11 protein-coding genes are annotated in these 19,883 nt (G+C 45.5%); all 11 read right to left on the reverse strand.

Features of this window, described 5'->3' with window-relative positions:
* Positions 1–2: 2 nt before the first annotated feature.
* Positions 3–1,136, reverse strand: a complete 1,134-nt coding sequence (locus tag ACFVU8_RS15275; protein WP_387428234.1) for an SGNH/GDSL hydrolase family protein — start codon at positions 1,134–1,136, stop codon at positions 3–5.
* A 97-nt stretch (positions 1,137–1,233) separates the two neighbouring features.
* A complete protein-coding gene (locus ACFVU8_RS15280; RefSeq protein WP_379465531.1) occupies positions 1,234–2,847 on the reverse strand; it encodes an extracellular solute-binding protein in 1,614 nt (537 codons plus the stop codon).
* A gap of 137 nt (positions 2,848–2,984) precedes the next feature.
* Complete coding sequence (locus ACFVU8_RS15285; RefSeq protein WP_175370107.1) at positions 2,985–3,887, reverse strand: carbohydrate ABC transporter permease; 903 nt, start codon at positions 3,885–3,887, stop codon at positions 2,985–2,987.
* A gap of 15 nt (positions 3,888–3,902) precedes the next feature.
* Complete coding sequence (locus ACFVU8_RS15290) at positions 3,903–4,787, reverse strand: ABC transporter permease (RefSeq protein WP_379465532.1); 885 nt, start codon at positions 4,785–4,787, stop codon at positions 3,903–3,905.
* A gap of 324 nt (positions 4,788–5,111) precedes the next feature.
* Positions 5,112–7,403: a helix-turn-helix domain-containing protein gene (locus tag ACFVU8_RS15295; protein WP_379465173.1), complete on the reverse strand. Its 2,292-nt coding sequence runs from the start codon at positions 7,401–7,403 to the stop codon at positions 5,112–5,114.
* A gap of 192 nt (positions 7,404–7,595) precedes the next feature.
* A complete protein-coding gene (locus ACFVU8_RS15300) occupies positions 7,596–8,450 on the reverse strand; it encodes an NAD-dependent epimerase/dehydratase family protein (RefSeq protein ID WP_387428236.1) in 855 nt (284 codons plus the stop codon).
* A gap of 82 nt (positions 8,451–8,532) precedes the next feature.
* The gene (locus ACFVU8_RS15305) at positions 8,533–12,504 is read right to left on the reverse strand and encodes a X2-like carbohydrate binding domain-containing protein (RefSeq protein ID WP_387428238.1); all 3,972 of its coding nucleotides are present in this window, start codon (positions 12,502–12,504) and stop codon (positions 8,533–8,535) included.
* 436 nt (positions 12,505–12,940) lie between these two features.
* Positions 12,941–14,569, reverse strand: a complete 1,629-nt coding sequence (locus ACFVU8_RS15310) for a glycoside hydrolase family 5 protein (protein WP_387428239.1) — start codon at positions 14,567–14,569, stop codon at positions 12,941–12,943.
* A 57-nt stretch (positions 14,570–14,626) separates the two neighbouring features.
* Complete coding sequence (locus ACFVU8_RS15315; protein WP_387428771.1) at positions 14,627–16,162, reverse strand: response regulator; 1,536 nt, start codon at positions 16,160–16,162, stop codon at positions 14,627–14,629.
* Entirely contained in the window at positions 16,155–18,041 is a 1,887-nt protein-coding gene (locus ACFVU8_RS15320; RefSeq protein ID WP_387428241.1) for a sensor histidine kinase, read from the reverse strand. The genes ACFVU8_RS15315 and ACFVU8_RS15320 overlap by 8 nt, the downstream gene beginning before the upstream one ends.
* 100 nt (positions 18,042–18,141) lie before the next feature.
* Positions 18,142–19,770: a type 2 periplasmic-binding domain-containing protein gene (locus ACFVU8_RS15325; RefSeq protein ID WP_387428242.1), complete on the reverse strand. Its 1,629-nt coding sequence runs from the start codon at positions 19,768–19,770 to the stop codon at positions 18,142–18,144.
* Positions 19,771–19,883: the final 113 nt, after the last annotated feature.

The raw sequence follows: 19,883 nt of genomic DNA on the forward strand, positions 1-19,883 counted from the left end.
AATCAATTACTTAATATCTTCATAATGCGCAAACTAGTGCCCTTACTGGCTTCATCCTTCGTTCCGGTGATCCGAACCGTGACCTGTAGTTCCCCTCGCTGCTCCTGTAGTGGAAACATCGTCAGAATAGGTCTGTGCGCCATCGGACACCACTCGTCGAACAGATTTACAGCTGTAAACGAGCTGCCGTTTACCGAATACTCAAAAATCCCGCTATCCGGTCCGTAAAGCAGCAACAGACCTGCGCTTTGACCAGTAACGGTAAATGTGTACACCGCTTCCAGACTGTCCGTATATAAATGCTCCGTTCCGAAACGCCAATTCATCAGCGGATCTTCAGGTGACAACTCACGGAGTTCGAACCCTTCTGTGTGAATACCCGCACGAAAATCAAGCAGACTGCCGTATTCGTAATTCTTTACTTCCAGAGGAGATATAGTTCTTTCCTCCTCAGCGTTCAATACGGTACCCTCTGCGACAAGTGCCATGTCTAAATATTCACGCAAAAAGCCCGCATAGAGGGCATGACCATCGTCATTGGGATGATATCCGTCCGGAGCCAAGTCTGTCCATTCCATACGACCTGCACGCGTCTGTTCATAGACTCTGGCGGCAAAGTTGACTGACGGAAGATGATAATGTGCTGCCACCTCTTCATGGACGGCAATGTTAAACGGATGACTCCCCGACAGATTCTTCTCCGCTGCCGTATACAGGAAGCAGATATCGGTATCCGGCGACACTCTACGGCACTGGCGGACAATCCCTTCCATGCCCCTGATAGATTCTTCCCAGTCACTGCCGTCATTGACGCTAAATTCAACAAACAACAGATCGATTCTTCCGTGCCGCAGCACATGCTCCTGGAGCCGATGAGCCCCCAGTGTGGAAGTAGTACCGCCCACTCCGGCATTGATGAAGTGGAACTCCTGATCTGCGAACCGTTCCTGCAGATACCTTCCGGTTAATGCTCTCCAGCTAGATGTATCGGCATCCGAAGCCCCTGCTCCCTCTGTAATGGAACCGCCCAGAAAGGCAACGGTCACTGGCGCTTTTTCCGCAAGTCTTGCACGGATACCCGGCAGTCCTCTGCGTGAAATCACAAATGAATGATTACAATGTTTCTCGTTCGTCATGGCTATCCTCCAGAAATAATGCGTATATCTGCTCTGAATATAAAGAAACCAGGTGCTGGGTCTATCGTACAGCACCTGATTCTGATTTTAATAGTTATTATTTAGAACTATCATAAGCCTTTTGTAAAATTTCGAGATAACGGTCAAGCTTCAAGTTCTGAAGGCCTTTCACATAAGCGTCCCAGTCCTTGTTCAGATCCTTGTTGCCAGTGATGAATTGCAATTGATTTTGCTCGATGTAGTTCTTCAAGTTGGTTTGCAGCATACTGGCTTCATCAATCTCGTTTGGATCAATCCAGATGGACCAGATTGGGAACAACTCTTTAGGTTCATGACCTTGGTATAGCAGAGTCGCATCATACAGTCTGCGTTCATAACTGCTGGAATCGTAGATATCAGTACCTTGAACGTAGGTATCACGGTATTCTTTTGGCTCATAGAAGTGACCCATGCCGCTCCAGCCCGCATTGGAAGGTGCAGCACCTTCAACCGGTGGAATGGTTTTGACCATTGGTTTAACATCTTTACCCAGCGCTACATCGCCTTCTTCCGGATCTGTCCAGCCAGTTCCCTTCATACCTGCTGCAGCGTTGGTTTGACCTTCAGGTGTAAACATGTAATCCACCATTTTGATCAGAGCAATTTGTGCTTCTTTACTTGCTTTGTTAGTGATCACGAATTTCGCACCTGGAGCTACACCGCCCCCGTCATGAGTGGCATAGGAAACCCCTTGAGGTCCGGAAATCGGAGGCAGTGGGTTATAATGTGCCGAACGAGTATTACCCGGATCGATGTTCACGAAGATCGCTGGGTGCATACCCGCACCTGCTCCCAAAATTTCTGCATCGGCGTTTTCACCGATTTTCTTGAACGCTTCGGCATTTTGTGTAAATGCGCCCGGATCAATCAGGCCTTCGTCAAACAGGGATTTGATGTAAGTCAATCCTTCTTTCCACTCTGGTGTAATTGCAGAGGATTGAACTTTTCCATCTGCCATTTGCAGGTAGTTTCGATCGTCATCATAGACAAAGGCATTCATCAAGTAAGGAACAATCCGTACACCGAACTCCTCGATGGAACCACTCAGTGGTACTTCATCCGCTTTGCCATTGCCATTTGGATCTTGTGTTTTAAAGGCTTTCAGAACGTTCTTGAACTCTTCTGTAGTTTTTGGCATTTCCAAGTTAAGCTTTTTCAACCACTCGGTATTCAACCACATTTTGTTAGGGTAGGAACAGTGGAAACATTCTGTGTAGGCCACAAGTCCGTAGATATTGCCGTCAGGCGCTGTATTAAACGTCTTCAACGCAGGGTTCTGTTCCATGGCTGCTTTAATGTTAGGAGCATATTCATTAATTAGATCGTTTAACGGAATGAGTACGCCTTGCTTACCATATTTCAGCAGGTCAGCTTGCGAGAACTGATCAATATAGTGGGTAAGCAGGTAAGCATCAGGATAGTCACCACTTGCCAGCGAGATCTGGCGTTTTTCCTGGGCACCGTCCGAAGGGTTAATCTGCCATTTGAATTTGAAGTTGAACTTGTCTTCCACAAATTTTGTGAATTTATTGGTCGGAAGGTCGATTCCGGATTCCTGAACAGAGAACACACTGATCTCAACCGGTTTGTCAGACGAGTTGCCGGACTGTGAGTTGGATGTGTTATCTGTATTTTTACTAGCACATCCACTAATTACAACCGTAAACGCCATCACTAGAGTTAGTAAAGTTATCAAGCTTTTCTTCTTCAAATCCCATCACTCCCTTTTGTAGTTTAGCAGTTGATACGAAGATACCTTGAATGTAAAACTGCGGGCATCCCTCCTCTCCATGTAGTTCATTCCAAAGATCAGCCCTTCACAGAACCGACCAGCATTCCCTGTACAAAATAACGCTGTACAAACGGATAGATAACCAGTACTGGCAAGGTGGCGACCACAATCAAAGAATATTTCAATAGCTCGGAAAGCTGCTGTTTCTCCACCATTTTCCCGACGTCCATAGCACCGCCGGCGCTGTTATTCTGAATAATGATGCTTCGCAAGACTAGCTGCAGCGGGAACAGATCTGCTGATTTCAGATAGATCAATGCATCGAAATACGCATTCCACTGGCCTACTGCGTACATAAGAACCAGCACGGCGAGAATCGGCTTCGACAATGGAAGTACAACGCTCCAGATGAATCGCATATCACTGCAACCGTCGATCTCACTGGCTTCCATAAGCTCATCAGGAATTGAGGATTGAAAGAATGAGCGGGCAATAATGACCTGCCATACCCAAATGGCATTCGGAATCAGCAATGCCCAACGGGTATCAATTAAATTCATTTCTCTTACCACCAAATAGGTGGGTATCAGACCCCCGTTGAAGATCATGGTGAAGGTGATGATCATCATCAGGGTGTTCCGCCCGAAAAAACCTTTGCGGGACAGTGGGTAAGCAATCATAACCGTCAAAGTTACACTAATCAGCGTTCCCGCCGCGGTGTAAAAAATCGAGTTAGCATAACCGGTAATAATTTCAGGTGTTTTGAATAAAACTTCGAAACCTTTGAAGGATATATCTACAGGCCAGAGCCAGACACGGCCGGAAGTAACCGCTGCCGGGCTGCTGATCGAACTGCTGATGATAAAGATCAACGGGTAAAGCACAGCGATAACCACGAGGCCGAGCACAAGATAGATCGTGAATAGAAACGCTTTGTCTCCGGCGGATTCTTTAATCTTTTTTTGAACTGTTGCTGCCATAAGTGTGCTCCTTTCCTACCAGATGCTGTTCTTAGTAATTCTTTTCGCCAAACCGTTCACTGTAAACAAGAGGATCAGGTTGATGATCGAGTTAAATAGTCCAACGGCAGTTGCAAAACTGTAGTTGGCATTTAGCAAACCAACCCGATAGACATAGGTCGCAATGATCTCAGAATTGGCCAAGTTTAGCGGATTCTGCAGCAGGTAGACCTTTTCGAAACCGATCGCCATTACATTCCCTACATTCAGGATCAGGATGATGACGATGGTGGGTACAATCCCAGGCAAATCGACGTGACGGATTTTTTGAAAACGTGAAGCACCGTCCACTTTCGCCGCTTCATAAAGGGTCGGGTCTATTCCCGCAAGCGCTGCCAAATATACGACTGCGCTGTAGCCCGCCGTCTGCCAAATATCAGACCAGACATAAATCGAACGGAACATCCCGGGTTCACCCAAGAAGTTAACAGAATCAAGTCCGAAGAAGTTAAGGGCGATGTTGACAAAGCCGAGCCGCGGTGCCAGGAATAGCATAACGATCGACACCATAACAACTGTTGAGATGAAATAAGGTGCAAACGATACAAGCTGTACGAATTTTTTGAACCTTCCTCCGCGCACCTCATTAATCATGAGAGCCAGAATAATCGGGATCGGGAATCCCGCCAGTAACTGATAACCACTAAGCATAATGGTGTTCTTAACCAGGATCCAAAACTGTGGATTCTCAAAGAATAGTTGGAAATTTTTAAAACCAACCCAAGGACTTCCCCATATTCCCTTGATAACGTTGTAGTCCTTAAAAGCAAGAACTGCGTTTATCATCGGGTAATACTTGAAGATGAGGAAAAACAGCAAGGGCGGAATGACCAGCAGATGCAACTGCCAGTGCTTCAGCATACTTTTGCGGGCATTGTACCAAAAGCCCGGTCCCTTGCTCTGCGGCAACGACTTACGGTTTAAAGCGATTTGTTTCTCCAGAACAATTCCCCCTATCCAACAGCCTCTGTTTTGTATTTTGTGATAGCGCTTTCTACGACTTGATCATAGTAGATCTTCATGTCCCCTGAATAGGTACAATTGCGCGTTTCAGCGTACAGATAACCCGTTTTTGGGGGCACAAAACAGCATAAGAACGGCCATTTTTCCGGTACCCTGCCTGGAAGGGAGAAAAAGGCTACGCTGTCCGGAACCGGACAACGCAGCCTTAGGTCTTGAAGATATTTATTCATCAGCACATTGTCTGTATGCGCTTGGTGATATGCCCATCAACCGCTTAAAAGCCCTTCTGAACGAGTGCGAACTATTGTATCCAACCCGTGTGGCGATCTCGTCAACGGTATATCCGCTCTCTTTTAGCAACACTACAGCCTGATCCATTCTGACTTTGACAAGATGGTCGGAGAAATTAACACCTGTGACCTCCTTGAACAATTGGGAGATATATTTTTCGGGTCTTTCCACTTGCTCAGCAACCCGGTACAAGGTCAGTTCCGAATCAGAGTACATCTCTGCCGTATACTCCTTGATCTGTTTAATGATCTGAATATGAGCGTCCTTCTTCTTATTGGCAATAAGCCCGCAGAGTTCTTCCATAATTTCATTGAATTCAGACTGGATGGTCTCGAGCGTCTCTGAGGACCCGATGTCAATGACCCGCCGTTTGACGCTCTCGATGGAAGCATATTCCGTAAACGCTTTTTGATCCAGCAGCTTAAGGAAGGTACCCTTCATTTCCCCCACAAGCTGATGTTTCATTTCGATAGACAGCTCCCGCTGCTCCATATTCTGCACGATAATAGCATGGACAATCCGCTTGGCTTCCTCAAGTTCTCCGGCCCGGATCGTACTAATCAGCCGCTGCTCTGAATCCAAAGGATAGTAATAGGTCGTGTTCTCAGTCTGGGCCTCATTGTACCACATAATTCCTTTTTTATTCATGTAGACGGCGTATTCCAGGGCCTGGTTGGCCTGATCAAAGGATAGGCTGACCTCAGTTACCGAGGCGAACAGTTCGCCAAAGCCCGCCTGAATCGTAATGCGATACTCATTAAATACATACTGCGCCAGATTCTCCATGGTATGGTTGATATCCGCAATCTCATTCTCTTTACCCAATTCTTCATTCATTGAAAAGAACAGAGTGACCACTTTATCGGAGCCTATATCGGTCATCAGAACGTCCACGCCAAGCTCAGACAAGCCCTGCTTCACGAGCAGGCGGGAAGCACTCAGCTCATTCAGAATCTCCACGCTATCCATACCCGCATATCCGTTAATCTGGATGATTCCGGCATACCCCTTGCCTTGTAGCAGGTCGATATCCGCCTGCTCGGCAGCAGAAAGAATCTCATCCCGTGATTTGAACTCACCGGCAATCAACCGCTTCAGGAACGCATCCCTGACTAGCGGAAGCTGACGGTTCAGCTCTGACTCCAGGAACTTGTTCTGGGTAATCATATCGGCGATATTCCCGCTCAAAAAGTCAAATTCATTCCTCGGACCTGCTTCGTCCTTCCCAAACTGCTCCTTCATAACATTGAGCAGACGGTTAATCGGCGCGCTTGTACGATAAGCCAGCACCAGACCGACAATCAGGCCAATCAGTAGCGTGCCTCCCGTAATCAGCCAAGTCATTTCCTTAATTGTGTTGGCATTCTCCATCAGAACCTGCCGGGGGATGCCTGCCCTGTATACCCATCCATTCTTATTGGAAGTGGTAGTGATCACCAAATCATCACCATAGAACTGGCTGACTTCATTTTTGTCAAACGACGGATCAGACACCATCTTGACCATTTCCGGCTCACTGCTCCCTTGCAGGACAATGGTCTGCCCTTCAGCATCGCTGATATGAACCCAGCCGCCATACCGCTCCGTCAGACCGGAGAGCAGACTGGCAATGATTTTCTCGTCTATGATTACAACCGCAACAGCTGGTGAAGTATCATTGAAACTGTCCAGAGGTAGTGACTGCATGTACGTAATCACTGAAGTTTGTGTCCCTCTACTGACAAAAGAACTGAGCGGCTTGATTTCGCTTCGATGAGATTTCTCCAGTACTTCCTTACTCCATTCTTCGAGCGACAAGTCGTTGTAATGGAAATTATCGTAATAATGGTCAGGTCTGTAAGAAGAACCCGGAGTTAGAATCAGCTTGTAGTTGGCTAGGTAGATATAATAATCTTGTAGAAAATCATTGGTCTGTCCGAAAGTCAGGACATTCCGCATCGCTTTCCATATGCCGTAGACATTCCTCTCATTATCCCGCTCGTTCATCAGAACGTTCAATTCCTGGTTTATCGCAAGTTGTCTAGTAAAGCCCTCTACCTCCGCCATACGGCGCTCCAAAATATCCTGACTCTTCTGAAGCTGGGTCACACTGTTCTCAATCGAGATGGACCGTGTCACCGAAATCGAAGTTAGATAAGACATGTAGCCGCCAATGCTGGGTATAATCAAAATAACCACATAGGAGATTAGAAATTTGCGGAATACACTGGAATATTTAAGCATGTTGGACCCCTCTCCTGGATGTGGCATTGGTAGCGCTGTCATGATTATAGATTAAAACATTTTTCAGTATAGTCAAGTGTTCAACCTCATTCCGTCACGCTATGTACATTCGGAAATGCATAAAAAGCAGCGATATCCCGCTGCTATCACTGCTTTTTATAAGCAATCCCGAGTTCTGCTTTTTTCCGCGCTTCAATTCCCCTGATTACCGTCTTTCTTGCCTCGAGTTGACCTTACTGGCACAAAACCAAATTCTTCTTTGAACCGATCCATAGTATATAATGGCCTATAATTATGACCCGGGAAATGATAATAATCCAGATTATAGAAATCTCCTAAAATATTACTCATAATCTTCGTCACAGGCAAATTGCTGGTTACATCCGGCCCCACCAGGTTCAAAGTTCGCACTCCCGGCCTAGGTGGAGCATGCAGTGCTGCAGCGATTCCCCGGACTACATCATCAGCATAAACGTGGGCCATTGTGATAAACGGGAGCGGAGGCCGGGAACCCGTTTCCAGAATAGGCGGAATCCAGTCCTCTGCAGCTACGGCACCAAGACGCAAATTAATAAAGTCAGCATCGGTGTGAATACGGTGAAAATAGCGGGTCAGTTCCTCTACCATAGCCTTGCTGAGTCCGTATGCATCCGTGGCCAGACACGGGTGCTCATCAGGAATAGGCAACTCCAGCGGGACAAAATCTTCATCCAGCCCACCTGCCACGGCAATAGAGCTCGCAGTAATAAACTTCCGGCAACCACGATCCAGCAGATATCGGAAGAGCCTCCTTGTGCCTAATACATTAACCGCGAGTCCTTCCTCTTCACTACAGCCTCCCGTCACCGCAGCAAGATGAATAACGGCTTCAATGTCGTAAGCATCAAGCCCTTTCAAGTCCTCTATAACATCAAAAGATCCCTGTACATAAGCCGCCGCTCCCTCTGGAGCTTTCCGTGACAGACAAATAACATAATGCTTGTCCGCCAGGTGCTTGACCAAAGCTCTACCAATAAATCCACTGGCACCGGTAATCAAAATATTCATATGGCTTCCCCTTTCGCTATCGACTCTATTCATTCAGAAAAAAGGGGCCAAAGGGGCCCCTTTTCTCCAGTCCTTCTTGTAATTATTTTACCAGTTGTTCTCCGCCTATTGTGCCGGGCTTGGAGACATGATCTCTCGAAGCTTCTTCAATGTCGCCAAACGCCCAGTGGGACGCTGGAACATCACTCCACTGTGGTTGTAAAACGCCCGTAAGCGGGCCTCTGCCCAGCACTCTGTTGATGGCAACAACCGCTTCCGCACGTGTCAGAATTACACCAGGACGGAAAGTACCGTCGGCATAACCATTCAAGATGCCTGCACCTTGAGCTTTCAAAATGGCTGCTTGTGCCCAGTGGTCTGTAATGTCAGAGAACCCACGCCCCACAGGTGCATCTGTCTCGTCGAGAGCAGCTACTAGAACTGCCAGCTCTGCCCGGGTCAACGATTGGTTCGGCTTAAACGTACCATCCTGGTAACCTTTCATCAGACCCATCTTGGCAACCTTGGCAATAGCTTCTGCAGCCCAGTAATCAGACTTAATATCACTGAATACGACATTTGGTTCAGTGGCCTCTGTCTGAGCGACACCTGCAAGAATAGTTGCCATTTCAGCACGGGTGATCTTGTTATCCGGTTTGAACAAGCCGCCAGGATAACCTTTGATATACGCCGTGTGTTGAATGGTTTGAGTATCATCCCCTGCGCCCGGTGCCGGAGTGGCAGTAGGAGCAGGGGTTACTGTTGGAACTGGAGTAGCAGTAGGCTGAACTACTGAGCTAGACGGACCACTTGGATTCGATGGTCCAGTTGGATCAGTTGGTCCAGCAGGATCCGTTGGCACTGGTGTTTCTGTTGGTGCTGGTGTTTCTGTTGGTGCTGGTGTTTCAGTCGGACCCACAGGACCGCCGTTATCTGCAGCAACAACTGTGAACTTCAACTGGTCTGTCAACATGAAATCACCGGATTTTTTGACAGCTTTGAGCGTGTGTACACCGCTCTCCAATCCCGAGACACTGTAGATCTCCTGTTGATTTTTACGGCTTGGGCTGTAAGCATTTACGGTCTGCACCAGCTGTCCGTCTACATAAATATCTACTTCACCTTGCTCTGGTCCAGTAGGTGTGATCAGGCTGATTCCAGTACCCTTGAATGTATATTCAAAGGAATCACCATCCACCGCTGTATAATGCACATCATTGTGATAATCGCCCCCGAAGGTAAAGCTGAGGTTCAGCGTACCCACCGGTTGCGTAGCCAGATAAGATTTGTTCAGTGTAACATGGTTCCCGGTAAGCGTATAATCTGTCCCTGGAATTAGATTATATGATCCATTGGTAATTCCCGTGAAGCTTTCCGCTTGTTGCAGCAACGTCACATCAATATCCGCCTGGGCAGAAGCTGACTTATCGAAGCTAGCGTGTACCGGATTAATCAAATTCGGAATTTCGACTTTCAGCATGTCTAGCAGCATGAACCGGCCTGATTTCTTCACGGCCTTTAGTGTGTGCATTCCATCCGATAGATCAGAGATACTGTACAGAACCTGCTGAGCCAAACGTCCATTACGGTAAGCACTAACAGTTTCCTTAAATTGACCGTCAATATAGATATCCATATCTCCCTGTGACTGGTCTACTTCTGTGATCAGCTGAATTCCCGTTCCTCTGAAGGTATATTCAAAAGAATCGCCGTTCACCTCAGCGTAATGCACATCATCCTTGTAGTCGCCCATCCCTCTTCCAGTGCTGCGCGACCAGGAGCCGTTGTACTTAATGCCAGGATCGTCGTTATTGATAAGCGCATAACGTATGCCTGTAGAATCGCTGATTCGAATGGTCAGCGGCTGCGGATCACCCGAACTAAAGATTACGTTCAGACTCGTTGTGCCAGCAGGCTGCAATGCGAGGTACTCCTTTTTAATAGTAAGCTTATCATTAACTACCGTATAATCGTCTGTACTGAGGGCCACGTCGTCATTTTCAATGCCGGTCAGCGTATTGCCGTTCAGGGACAATGAAACAGTGACATCCTTCTGTTGTTCTACAGCCTTGTCAAAGCTAGCCGATGCAGGATTAATCGTGCTGTTCTGTCCTCCTGCCGGTGTTTCTGTTGTCACTCTAAGCGCGTCGAGCAGCATATACTGGCCCGAACCCTTAACTACCTTGAGCGTATGTGGACCGTTGTCTAGACCCGACACACTGTATACAGCCTGCTGTACTTCTCTCGGTCCATTGTTATTAGCGCTTACAGTTTGCGGTGTGCCATTATCGAGGGTAACAATCATGTCCCCCAGATTGCTATCCTTCTCTGTCAGCACGTCAATGCCTGTACCCGTAAAGGTGTACTCAAAATAATCGCCGTCCGTCTCAGTGTAATGCACATCTCCATTGTAATCACCAAAGCTTCTACCGGTGTTCGCATTCCACGATCCGGTGTATTTAATATTGCTGTCATCATCATTAATATAGACTACATTCGTAACGGTTGCATTGTTAGCCAGTGCTGAATTTGCAGCATTGTCAGCCGCAGCGTTCAGGTCATCAGCTTGTGTAGCAAGCGCTGGATTAGCACTTGTGGTATCTTTGATTGCTATGCTGATATCCTGTGCCCCGTTCAACTGCTCCTTGCCACCATTGCGTTTCCATTCTCCGCTGTAGCGCATGCCTGTATCATCGTCATTGACGGCAGATGTGCCGTTCAGCGCAGTCACTTTAAGCATCCGTGAAGCATGGGGTTCGAGCACACCGCCGCTGAATTCTTTTTCAAAATTACCTAGCTCGGAATGGCTCCACAGGTCACGTACCGAAGCTGGGCCCTCAAGTCCGAGATCACTCCATTTCACTTTAACCTCCGCACTCCGATTGCCCAGATTGAACAGGGCTACACTGTAAGTGCCGTCTCCGTTATTGGCATACCACACTTGCTGCTGCGTATCCATAGATACCGGATGACCCGGACGACCAGCCTGATTGACTGCAATTACTTCATCATTGGTAAGCAGTTCCAATCCATAGTCGTCAAGCCTTGTCAAGTCATTGCCTGTATAGAGCTGGGCAGAAGAGATCGACCAGAAGGTCATTGCAGACTTCCGCTCATCTCTGGTCAGACCATCCATGGATCCATTTCCGATATTCAGGGAATCAAAATCATTCCAGCCTCCCGGTCCTGCATCCCGCCACCAGATGGCCGCAAGCGGGAACAAACGGGAAATACTCGGCCATTCCGTTAAGCCCTTACTGCTGTCGTAGGCTTCAATATCCCAGTCAATCCGCCAGCCGTTAGCATACTTTTTCCAGAAATCCACATAGTTATGGTCCAGCGCCCATGAAAGCTCGAACCAGATGTTGTTTCTTGCGAGTGCCTTAGACCAAGCTTCTACATCGCCGCGAGCATCACGGCTCAGGTTGTTGATGCCCGAACCAGGAGTCACACTGTCAAATTTGACAAAGTTAATGCCCCATTCGCCAAGAAGATCCGCGATGGAATCAATATACTTTTGGGCGCATGGGTTACTGAAATCAATTTTATACGTATAGGAATCCCAATAGTCCATAACGGTCAGCGGTTGTGCCGCTATGTCCTGCATACGACATTGTCCGTTAGTTCCATAAATTTCATAGTTCGCGTTATAGCCCGTTATCGACATTCCCGGAATCAGATAAATACCGATCTTCTGTCCATTGTTATGAACATAGTCGATAACCTCCTGAAATCCGTTCGGATACAGGGTCTCACTCGGAATAGGCCGGCCGTATTGATCCTCGCCGCCGTTCCATCCCGCATCAATATTAATATATTCATAACCATGGGCCTGCAGCTTCTCACGCATAGCATCCGATTGCTTCTTGACGCCTTCTGCCGATGTCCAGTTGCCTGCCCCATCATACACCTGCATGCTGTAACTGCTCCAGCCCATATACGGCTTTTGAGCCATACTGGCATCAGCCGCATGCGCCACATTGCTTTTCGTTCCTGCAAAGCCCAACTGCGCTACTGCAATAATGAATACCAGCAGACTCATTCTTAACCTTTTCCCGATTACTTTCAAAATCATCCCTACCCCCTCATAGAATGTTGGTGTAAATCATTTTGATAGCGCTTTCTTACGAGAAGATCATAGTAGAAGATGAATTTCCAAGATAGGTACATTTCGGTATTTTGCGTACAATTAACCCTTAAACAGGGGGCAAAACAGCATAGAACGAACAGTTTTCCATTTATAATGAAGAAAAGCAATAAAAACAACAAAACGCCGCCCTCAATAGAACGACGCTCATTTTAGTCCTCTCACCAAATACTGTTGGTTCGTTTGTTCCCTCAATCCCATTTCAATCGGGTACATTATTAGAGATGACGCCAATACTGGGCGAACCTAAATAACCAGTCCCCGGTAGATCTCGGGAGACTGGCTATTTAAACTTTCAACCTTTTGGGATCTCTGCCTCACAAACGAGAAACACTCCCGTAAGCACTGAAAAGAAGTCTTATCGTCACACTAAACGTTCGAGTTCTATGGACAGCAGTTCTATAGTACCTTGCTGAAGAGCTACTTTTATTACCGATTCCTGTGATCCCTTAAACGGACCTACACGGACATGAGTTTTCTCATCGTCACTCTGCAAATGGACTACCTGAATTTCCTTATTATCTTGCTCTATTGTTAATTGAGCATCTTCTGTACACTTCAACTCCAGCTGCGCATAACCTTCGTCATTAATTGCGCTGAAAGTGTAGCAAGCAAACTCCTGCTCTCTGAGTTCAAGTCCTAATAGGTCCCAGCCACTGTCAAAACCAAAACGCTTCTTCTCCAGCTTATCGGATAACGAGATCAGCTTCATCCCTGTTGTGGACCGGTAGCGATAAATATTGCCTTCTTCCCGCAGACCACTAAAGCTTTGACCTTTACCAGGCAGCTCATCGAAATCTGTTGCACGGACGCGGCAGCCCGGACGCCGGAATGCCGAATCCGTTACCAACGGATTTGCACGGCAATTCTCCAGCTTCATATTCTCAAGGAAAGCATCCAGCGTCCTTTGCACATCCTTTTCCTCCGGTCGAGGGCCACTTTCGGAGTACGCGAGAAATTCTTTCCATCCCTCAGGTTGAGCGATAGAGAACGGAGAATTGGCACACTCCATTTTTTTCCACGGCCACAAATTGTAACCGATTCCCATAGAAACCGCTAAAGGATACATAGCAGCGAACCATTCCGGATAATTCTCTCCCGTCTCACCGAGCCACAAAGGCTGATTCAGACGCTCAGAGGTATCCAGAAACTCCTGCAAAGCTTCGATTCCTGGCATACAGGCGTACCGATGGAAATGAATAACCATGTTGTCATCGTAACGTTTGTAGAACACGGAAACATCTGTAGACCAATGATGACCCTCTATAGATAACATATGCACTGGATCAATAGCACGGATCTCGCGGATAGCCTCATCATAGAAATCTGCCAGCTTTTGCAGAAGATAATACTGGTGGTAACCTTCATTCAATCCTGGACGCAGAGGCTCATTCAGCAGGTCATAACCACCTACAATCCAGCGGTCCTTATAACGGCGCGCCAATTCCTTCCACAGTTCGATGCCCTTACTCCAGCTTTCAGAATCGGTGAACAGCCGCGGTGAATCATCCACCGAATCGTCGATATTCGCACCTGTCTGTCCACCAGGAGCACCATGTAGATCTAAAAAGGCATACAACTTAAATTCTTCGCACCAATCCAGACATCGATCAAGCAAAGCGAAGACCTCTTCGTCCCAGAGCGTTCCCGGCTCATCCTTCATAAGCACCCGCCAGCCAATCGGAATCCTCACGGAGTTATAGCCCAATTCAGCCATCATGCGAATATCCTCGCGGGTAACATAGTTTTCACGAAAACGGGTCCAGAAGCTTTCAGAATACTGGCTACCGGTCAGTTCGCGGATAACCTGTTCCATCCTTCGCGGACGGTCGAATCTTTCCGAGCGAGATAACCACATATACCCTTCAGGCAGTAACCAGTTCCCCAGACCCCAGCCGGTTAGTATAATTTTGTCTCCGTCTCCGTTAACAACATCTGTCCCCTGCGCTCGCAGGAACCCTTTGACCAAACTTCGATCTGTATGTTCAAACATATGCCATGTCCCCTTTCAACGCCTTACTTTTATTATAAGAGAATCCATTTTAATAACCTATCCTTTGAATTTCGGGTAGGGTATTGTTTTTTTGGGTGGTTGCTGGTTCTGATTCCGATACTCCAGAGCCGTTATCCCCTCTGATTCTTTAAAAATCCGGATGAAATGTTTCACATTATCGAAGCCCACCTGTTGACTTATTTCGTATACTTTTAGATCAGAACCCGCAAGGAGCTCCTTGGCCTTCTCCAGTCTAAAATTTCTTAGATATGAAGAAAAACTTGTTCCTGTATATTCTTTAAATGCGTGACTGAAGTAAGTATAGTTAAGTGACAATTGATTCGAGACCACAGCCATGTTCAAGTCTTCGGCAAAATGCTTATGGACGTAATTAATGGCTTTCTGCATACTCTTGTTCTCCTGACTGCTTTGCTCTCTGGCCACTTTCACAAAGGCATCTAAACGCACTAACAGTTCTTCAACCTTTTTATAATAATCTTCAAAGCGCTGAAAATTCCCAATGTGACCCACCTGACTATAGAGCCTCAGAATATGAATGGATTCTTGACCGTAGCACCGGTAAACCTTATCAAAAATATCTTCATTCATAATGACACTGATACGCTCCAAATATCCAATCTCACAGTGGCTAATCACCTGGATATTCAATATTTGTTGAAGGAGCTGCTTAACCTCTGGCAGACGATCGGTACCAAGCAGATTGGATAATCGGCGGATCGTCTCTAGAGGTAGTTCGCAATTTGAACTCCGCTTTATAATATGGTCATAGAACAGAACTTCACTGTTATTGATAACCAGGAAATATTTCATCGTCTGTTTGGCTTCGCTATACGCTTTGCGCAATTGCTGAATACCCTCCGTACTAGAACTGAGAGCTATCCGGTATTCCCGCTCACCTAATTTCTTCAGCTCTTCTGCTAGTTGAAGAAGTTCATTCTTATTTTGAGCTACAATTATTATATTTCCTTCTTTGTCTTTGCTAATAATAATATTCTCCGCTTCAGACAGCAGCATAGATATGAGATCATTCTGCCTTATACATATAATTCCTAATATATATTGGCCCTCCATCCAACCGTATCCTGCATTTAGCAAATTGGTGTATGTCTCACTAGAATCGTTGCTATTGGAATTAAGAACATTGGCGATCCAGTCTGAAGGAGAAGACACGGTTAACAATTCATTCTGCAACTTTCGATCCAGTATCTCAATTTTCATTTTCTCCAAAAATGAATATAATTCTTCGCGTACGACGGGCTTGAGCAAATAGTCCCTAACCTGATATCGTATCGCTTTTTGTGCATATTGAAAATCATCGTACCCGCTAAGCAATAAAACCTCCGGCTTATACGGGAACTGCTGAATATGGGATAATAATGTGATTCCATCCATTATAGGCATTCGGATATCCGTTATGATGATGTCTGCTGGATCCTCTTCTAGCTGCTCCAAGGCATCTCTTCCGTCCTCTGCGAATCGAAAAGAGTAGACTTCAGGGAACTTCCTTTCGATCATGGACTGTAGTCCCATTCGAATATTATACTCATCATCAACAATCATTAATTTAATCATCAATGTCCTTCCTCCCTTCAAAATTAAGAAGGGGCATGCTCATTACAACACGAGTATAACTACCTGCCATACTCTCTATGCGTATACCATAGTTAAGTCCATAGCTCATAATCAGGCGTTGATCCACATTTCGCAGACCGATGCCGCTGCTCCCTTCGTTTTGAACCTTTCCCCTTAATTCCTGATAATCTCTTTCCTCCATGTGCAGTAAGTTGGATAGCATCCGGATTTTCTCCTCGGAAATGCCGCAACCATTATCCATTATCTCAATGAAACAAGTATCCTTCTCGACCATAGCGGTAATAGAAATGATGAAGCTCCCAGATTTTGAGTTCATTTGCTTCATCCCATGTTTAACTGCATTTTCTACAATTGGCTGCAAAGACATCTTTAGTGATTCCTGATTTAATAATGCAGGATCAATGGCTACGTTGAGTTCAATTTTACCCTTGTAACGGATATTCATAATGTCAATATAATGATGAACATGATTCAGCTCTTCTGCTAGCTTTACATGTTCTCGTGTCCACTGCAGTGTATAACGCATCATCCCTCCAAGCGAGGTGAGTGTGTCTGAAATCACATATTGCCCTTCCATCTCCGCTAGCATCTTCAGATTTTCCAATGTGTTATACAAAAAATGCGAATCAATTTGGTTCTTCAGCGCTTTCAGCTCAGCTTCTTTACCCGCCGCCTGCCTATTTGCCTGCTCCTCTATGAGTTCATTAATTTTACTAAGCAATTTCCGATAATGATGTCCGAGCTCCCCAATCTCATCCGTTCCGGTTATCGGAAGATCCACGTTAAAGTTGCCGCCTCTCACTTTTTTCATTGAATCTTTCAAGACTCTAAGACGTTTAAGAATCATGGACTGCATGAAATAAGATAATAAACTTAAGAATGCCATCAAAAAGATAATAATTAAGATTAATCTGCTTCGCCTTTCTTTGATATCAGCCATGGTATCTGCCAAACTCACAATATTTATAAGATGGACATCAATAGATGGTATATAGCTCTGAATGGCCAAATAAGGTTGTCCAGCTGTATAAAATTCAACTACTTCGTTGCTTGGCTTATTGTTCAGTACAACGCTTTCAATGAATTGCTCGGCGGAGACATTATCGAACATACGCGAAGAATCCAAACTAAATACTTTATGATCCCGAGTGACAATAACCAATTGAGAACCGGGATCTTGAACTTTACTGAAGGTTTTCAGAAAAAAATTCTGCATGCTCATACTTATCTCTAATATGCCGTTATGCGTAGTATCATCAAGAAATTTAAACTCCTTGAGTAACGATGCTTCAAACCTCACGGGTTCTGAAGGTGCACCAACCAATACCCCTTCCTGCTCTCCCATTGCCCAATAACTACTGCCTTCTTGCCCCAGTACGTCCCTATACCAGTATTTATTTTGAATGCGGGACTCCTGAAGAAGTACAGGCCAAAACTCTTGCACATTAGGGTTGCTTGTAAATAATCTGACTTTGGATACTCTAGGATTGTTAAAAAGAAAATATTGAAAATCACTTATTAATTTTGTTTTGATTTCGAGCAATTCTTCAGTGTTAAAATCTTTCTGGGATTGCAGAAAATCGTTCATCTCCCGGTTAGAAAGTGCAAGCTGAGCTGTCCACTCCATAAGTTCAATATTGTTTTCTATATTTGTTTTCTCAATATCCAGGATCGTTTCATTATTTCTGATCAATTCGTCCATAGATTTAGAACTTTCATGAGAAAAGCTATAAGACGAGAAAATCAGCACTGGAATAAAAATCAAAATCATAAACGAGAGGATCAACTTAGCTTGAAGCGAAAGGCTGCGAATAAATTTTTGGATATACACTAGCATTTTGATATTCTTAATCTTCAAATAATTCTCACGTCCTGCATAATGATAGAAGCAAGCCCGGTTATATTCATTCGAAATTACAGAGCGAATATCCGGGCTTGCTTATTAATGAATAAATAATTTATTCAAAGGAACTTAACTTTTTAATATTAGACTCATACGCATTTTGACGGTATGCATCAATAGCATCTTGCTCGCCACGGTTTTTCAAGTAGTCATTGAAAACTTTATCGAAGTCTGCATCTGAGTTCGACATTAACATTTTAGGAAGCGCCTTACCCCACAAACGAGCGTTTTTGCTATTAGCAATACCTTCCTTGCTGGTCGCATCCGGATCAAGATTATCAAATTGGGCCATGCTGATAGCCTTACCCTTGGTCCAGTCTGCCATTTGACTGTTAGGTTCTGCTCCCGGCGGGTTCCATGCCAAGTTCATATTGGTATCCATAAGCATCCAGTATCTGAAGGAAGCACCGTACTTTTGATCAAATGTCGTACGATCGGTATTCAACATTTTTAGCACATCCGGCAGGAATTGATCTTTACCGTCAATCGTATCGTAAGTAACGCCTTTTTCACCTAGGAACAAGTCTTTATTTCCTTCTTCACTGAGCAGATAACTCATAAAGGCAATCGCCCGTTTTTTATCTTTGACGTTCTTGGAAATCAAGGTCACTGTCCAGCCAGAAATTCCCGGACCAGAAAGTGTAGGAGCATCTTTAGCACTGTTGGCTGGTCCATCTACAGCAATATAAACGGAGTTAGGGTCTTTTTGGTACAAAGTTGTATTAACCGGTTCAAAGTCCGTGCGTTGATACAGCATTGCAAAGTAACGTCCTTGAGCAATTTTTTCTTCCATTTGAGCCCGTTTGTCAATGAAGACATCCTTGGCTAGCAGTCCGTCTTGATTAGCTTGGCGGAAAACTTTCAACCAATTCAGATATTCGGCATCTTGGCGTCTATCGTATAATTTGCCGTCTTTCTCTTGAGGAATCGCCAGGAAATTCTGTAGATAGCCTTCAAGTGAGTAGTTCCCTGTTTCTGTAAACTCATGCAGTCCGAGCGGAATCAGCGGCTGGCCGTTCACTTCCGGATATTTTTCTTTGGCTAACTTAAGCGCATTCAAGAAACCCTCTGGAGTTCTCATATCTGGTTTACCCAGCGCTTCATACATATCTTTACGCACTACGAATGTTTGATTGGAAGTAAACTGCTCTCCATATTTTTTATAATCCGCAGGAGAGGAGGACGCATTGGGATATCCATACACATTTCCATTAGGTTGTGTGTACCAGCCAAGTTTAGCCGGGTCAGCCACCTTTAAGAAGTACGGATCGTATTGCTCTGCCAATTCGTTGAGCGGAAGTACCAGATCCCCTTTAATCATCTTTTTAATGGCTTCTTCATACCAGCCCAGAGTAATGAAATCAGGCATGGAGCCGGAAGCCATCATCGTATTAAGCTTTTCATTCTCATTCCCGGCAGGAATAATAAAATTCACATCAACACCGGTTTTTTTAGTGATATAATCTGTAACCACGTTGTCTCCCCACTTGACATCTGCCCAACTGAAATTGAGATACCAGTCGAACGTAATCGGTGAAGTATCCTGCTTCCAGGTTGGTTCATCCGTTGAAGGAGCTGCGGTTGCCTCTGCGGTTGTATCTGTTGACGGTGTGTTGTTTGTCTTCTCTGCAGAACCATTGGCATTGTTATTCCCGCCAGAACATGCAGTAACCGAAAAAGCCATAATCAGTGCTAGTAGTCCTGAAGTAGTCTTTCGTAAAGAATTCCCCATTGCTCTTCCCCTTTTCTAATTCTTAATTTATCATCAATCCAGCTCTTAAGAGTGGACGGACAATT

Origin of the sequence: Paenibacillus sp. NPDC058177 (assembly GCF_042883835.1) — a bacterium.
Taxonomy (GTDB): Bacteria; Bacillota; Bacilli; order Paenibacillales; family Paenibacillaceae; genus Paenibacillus_AQ; species Paenibacillus_AQ agri.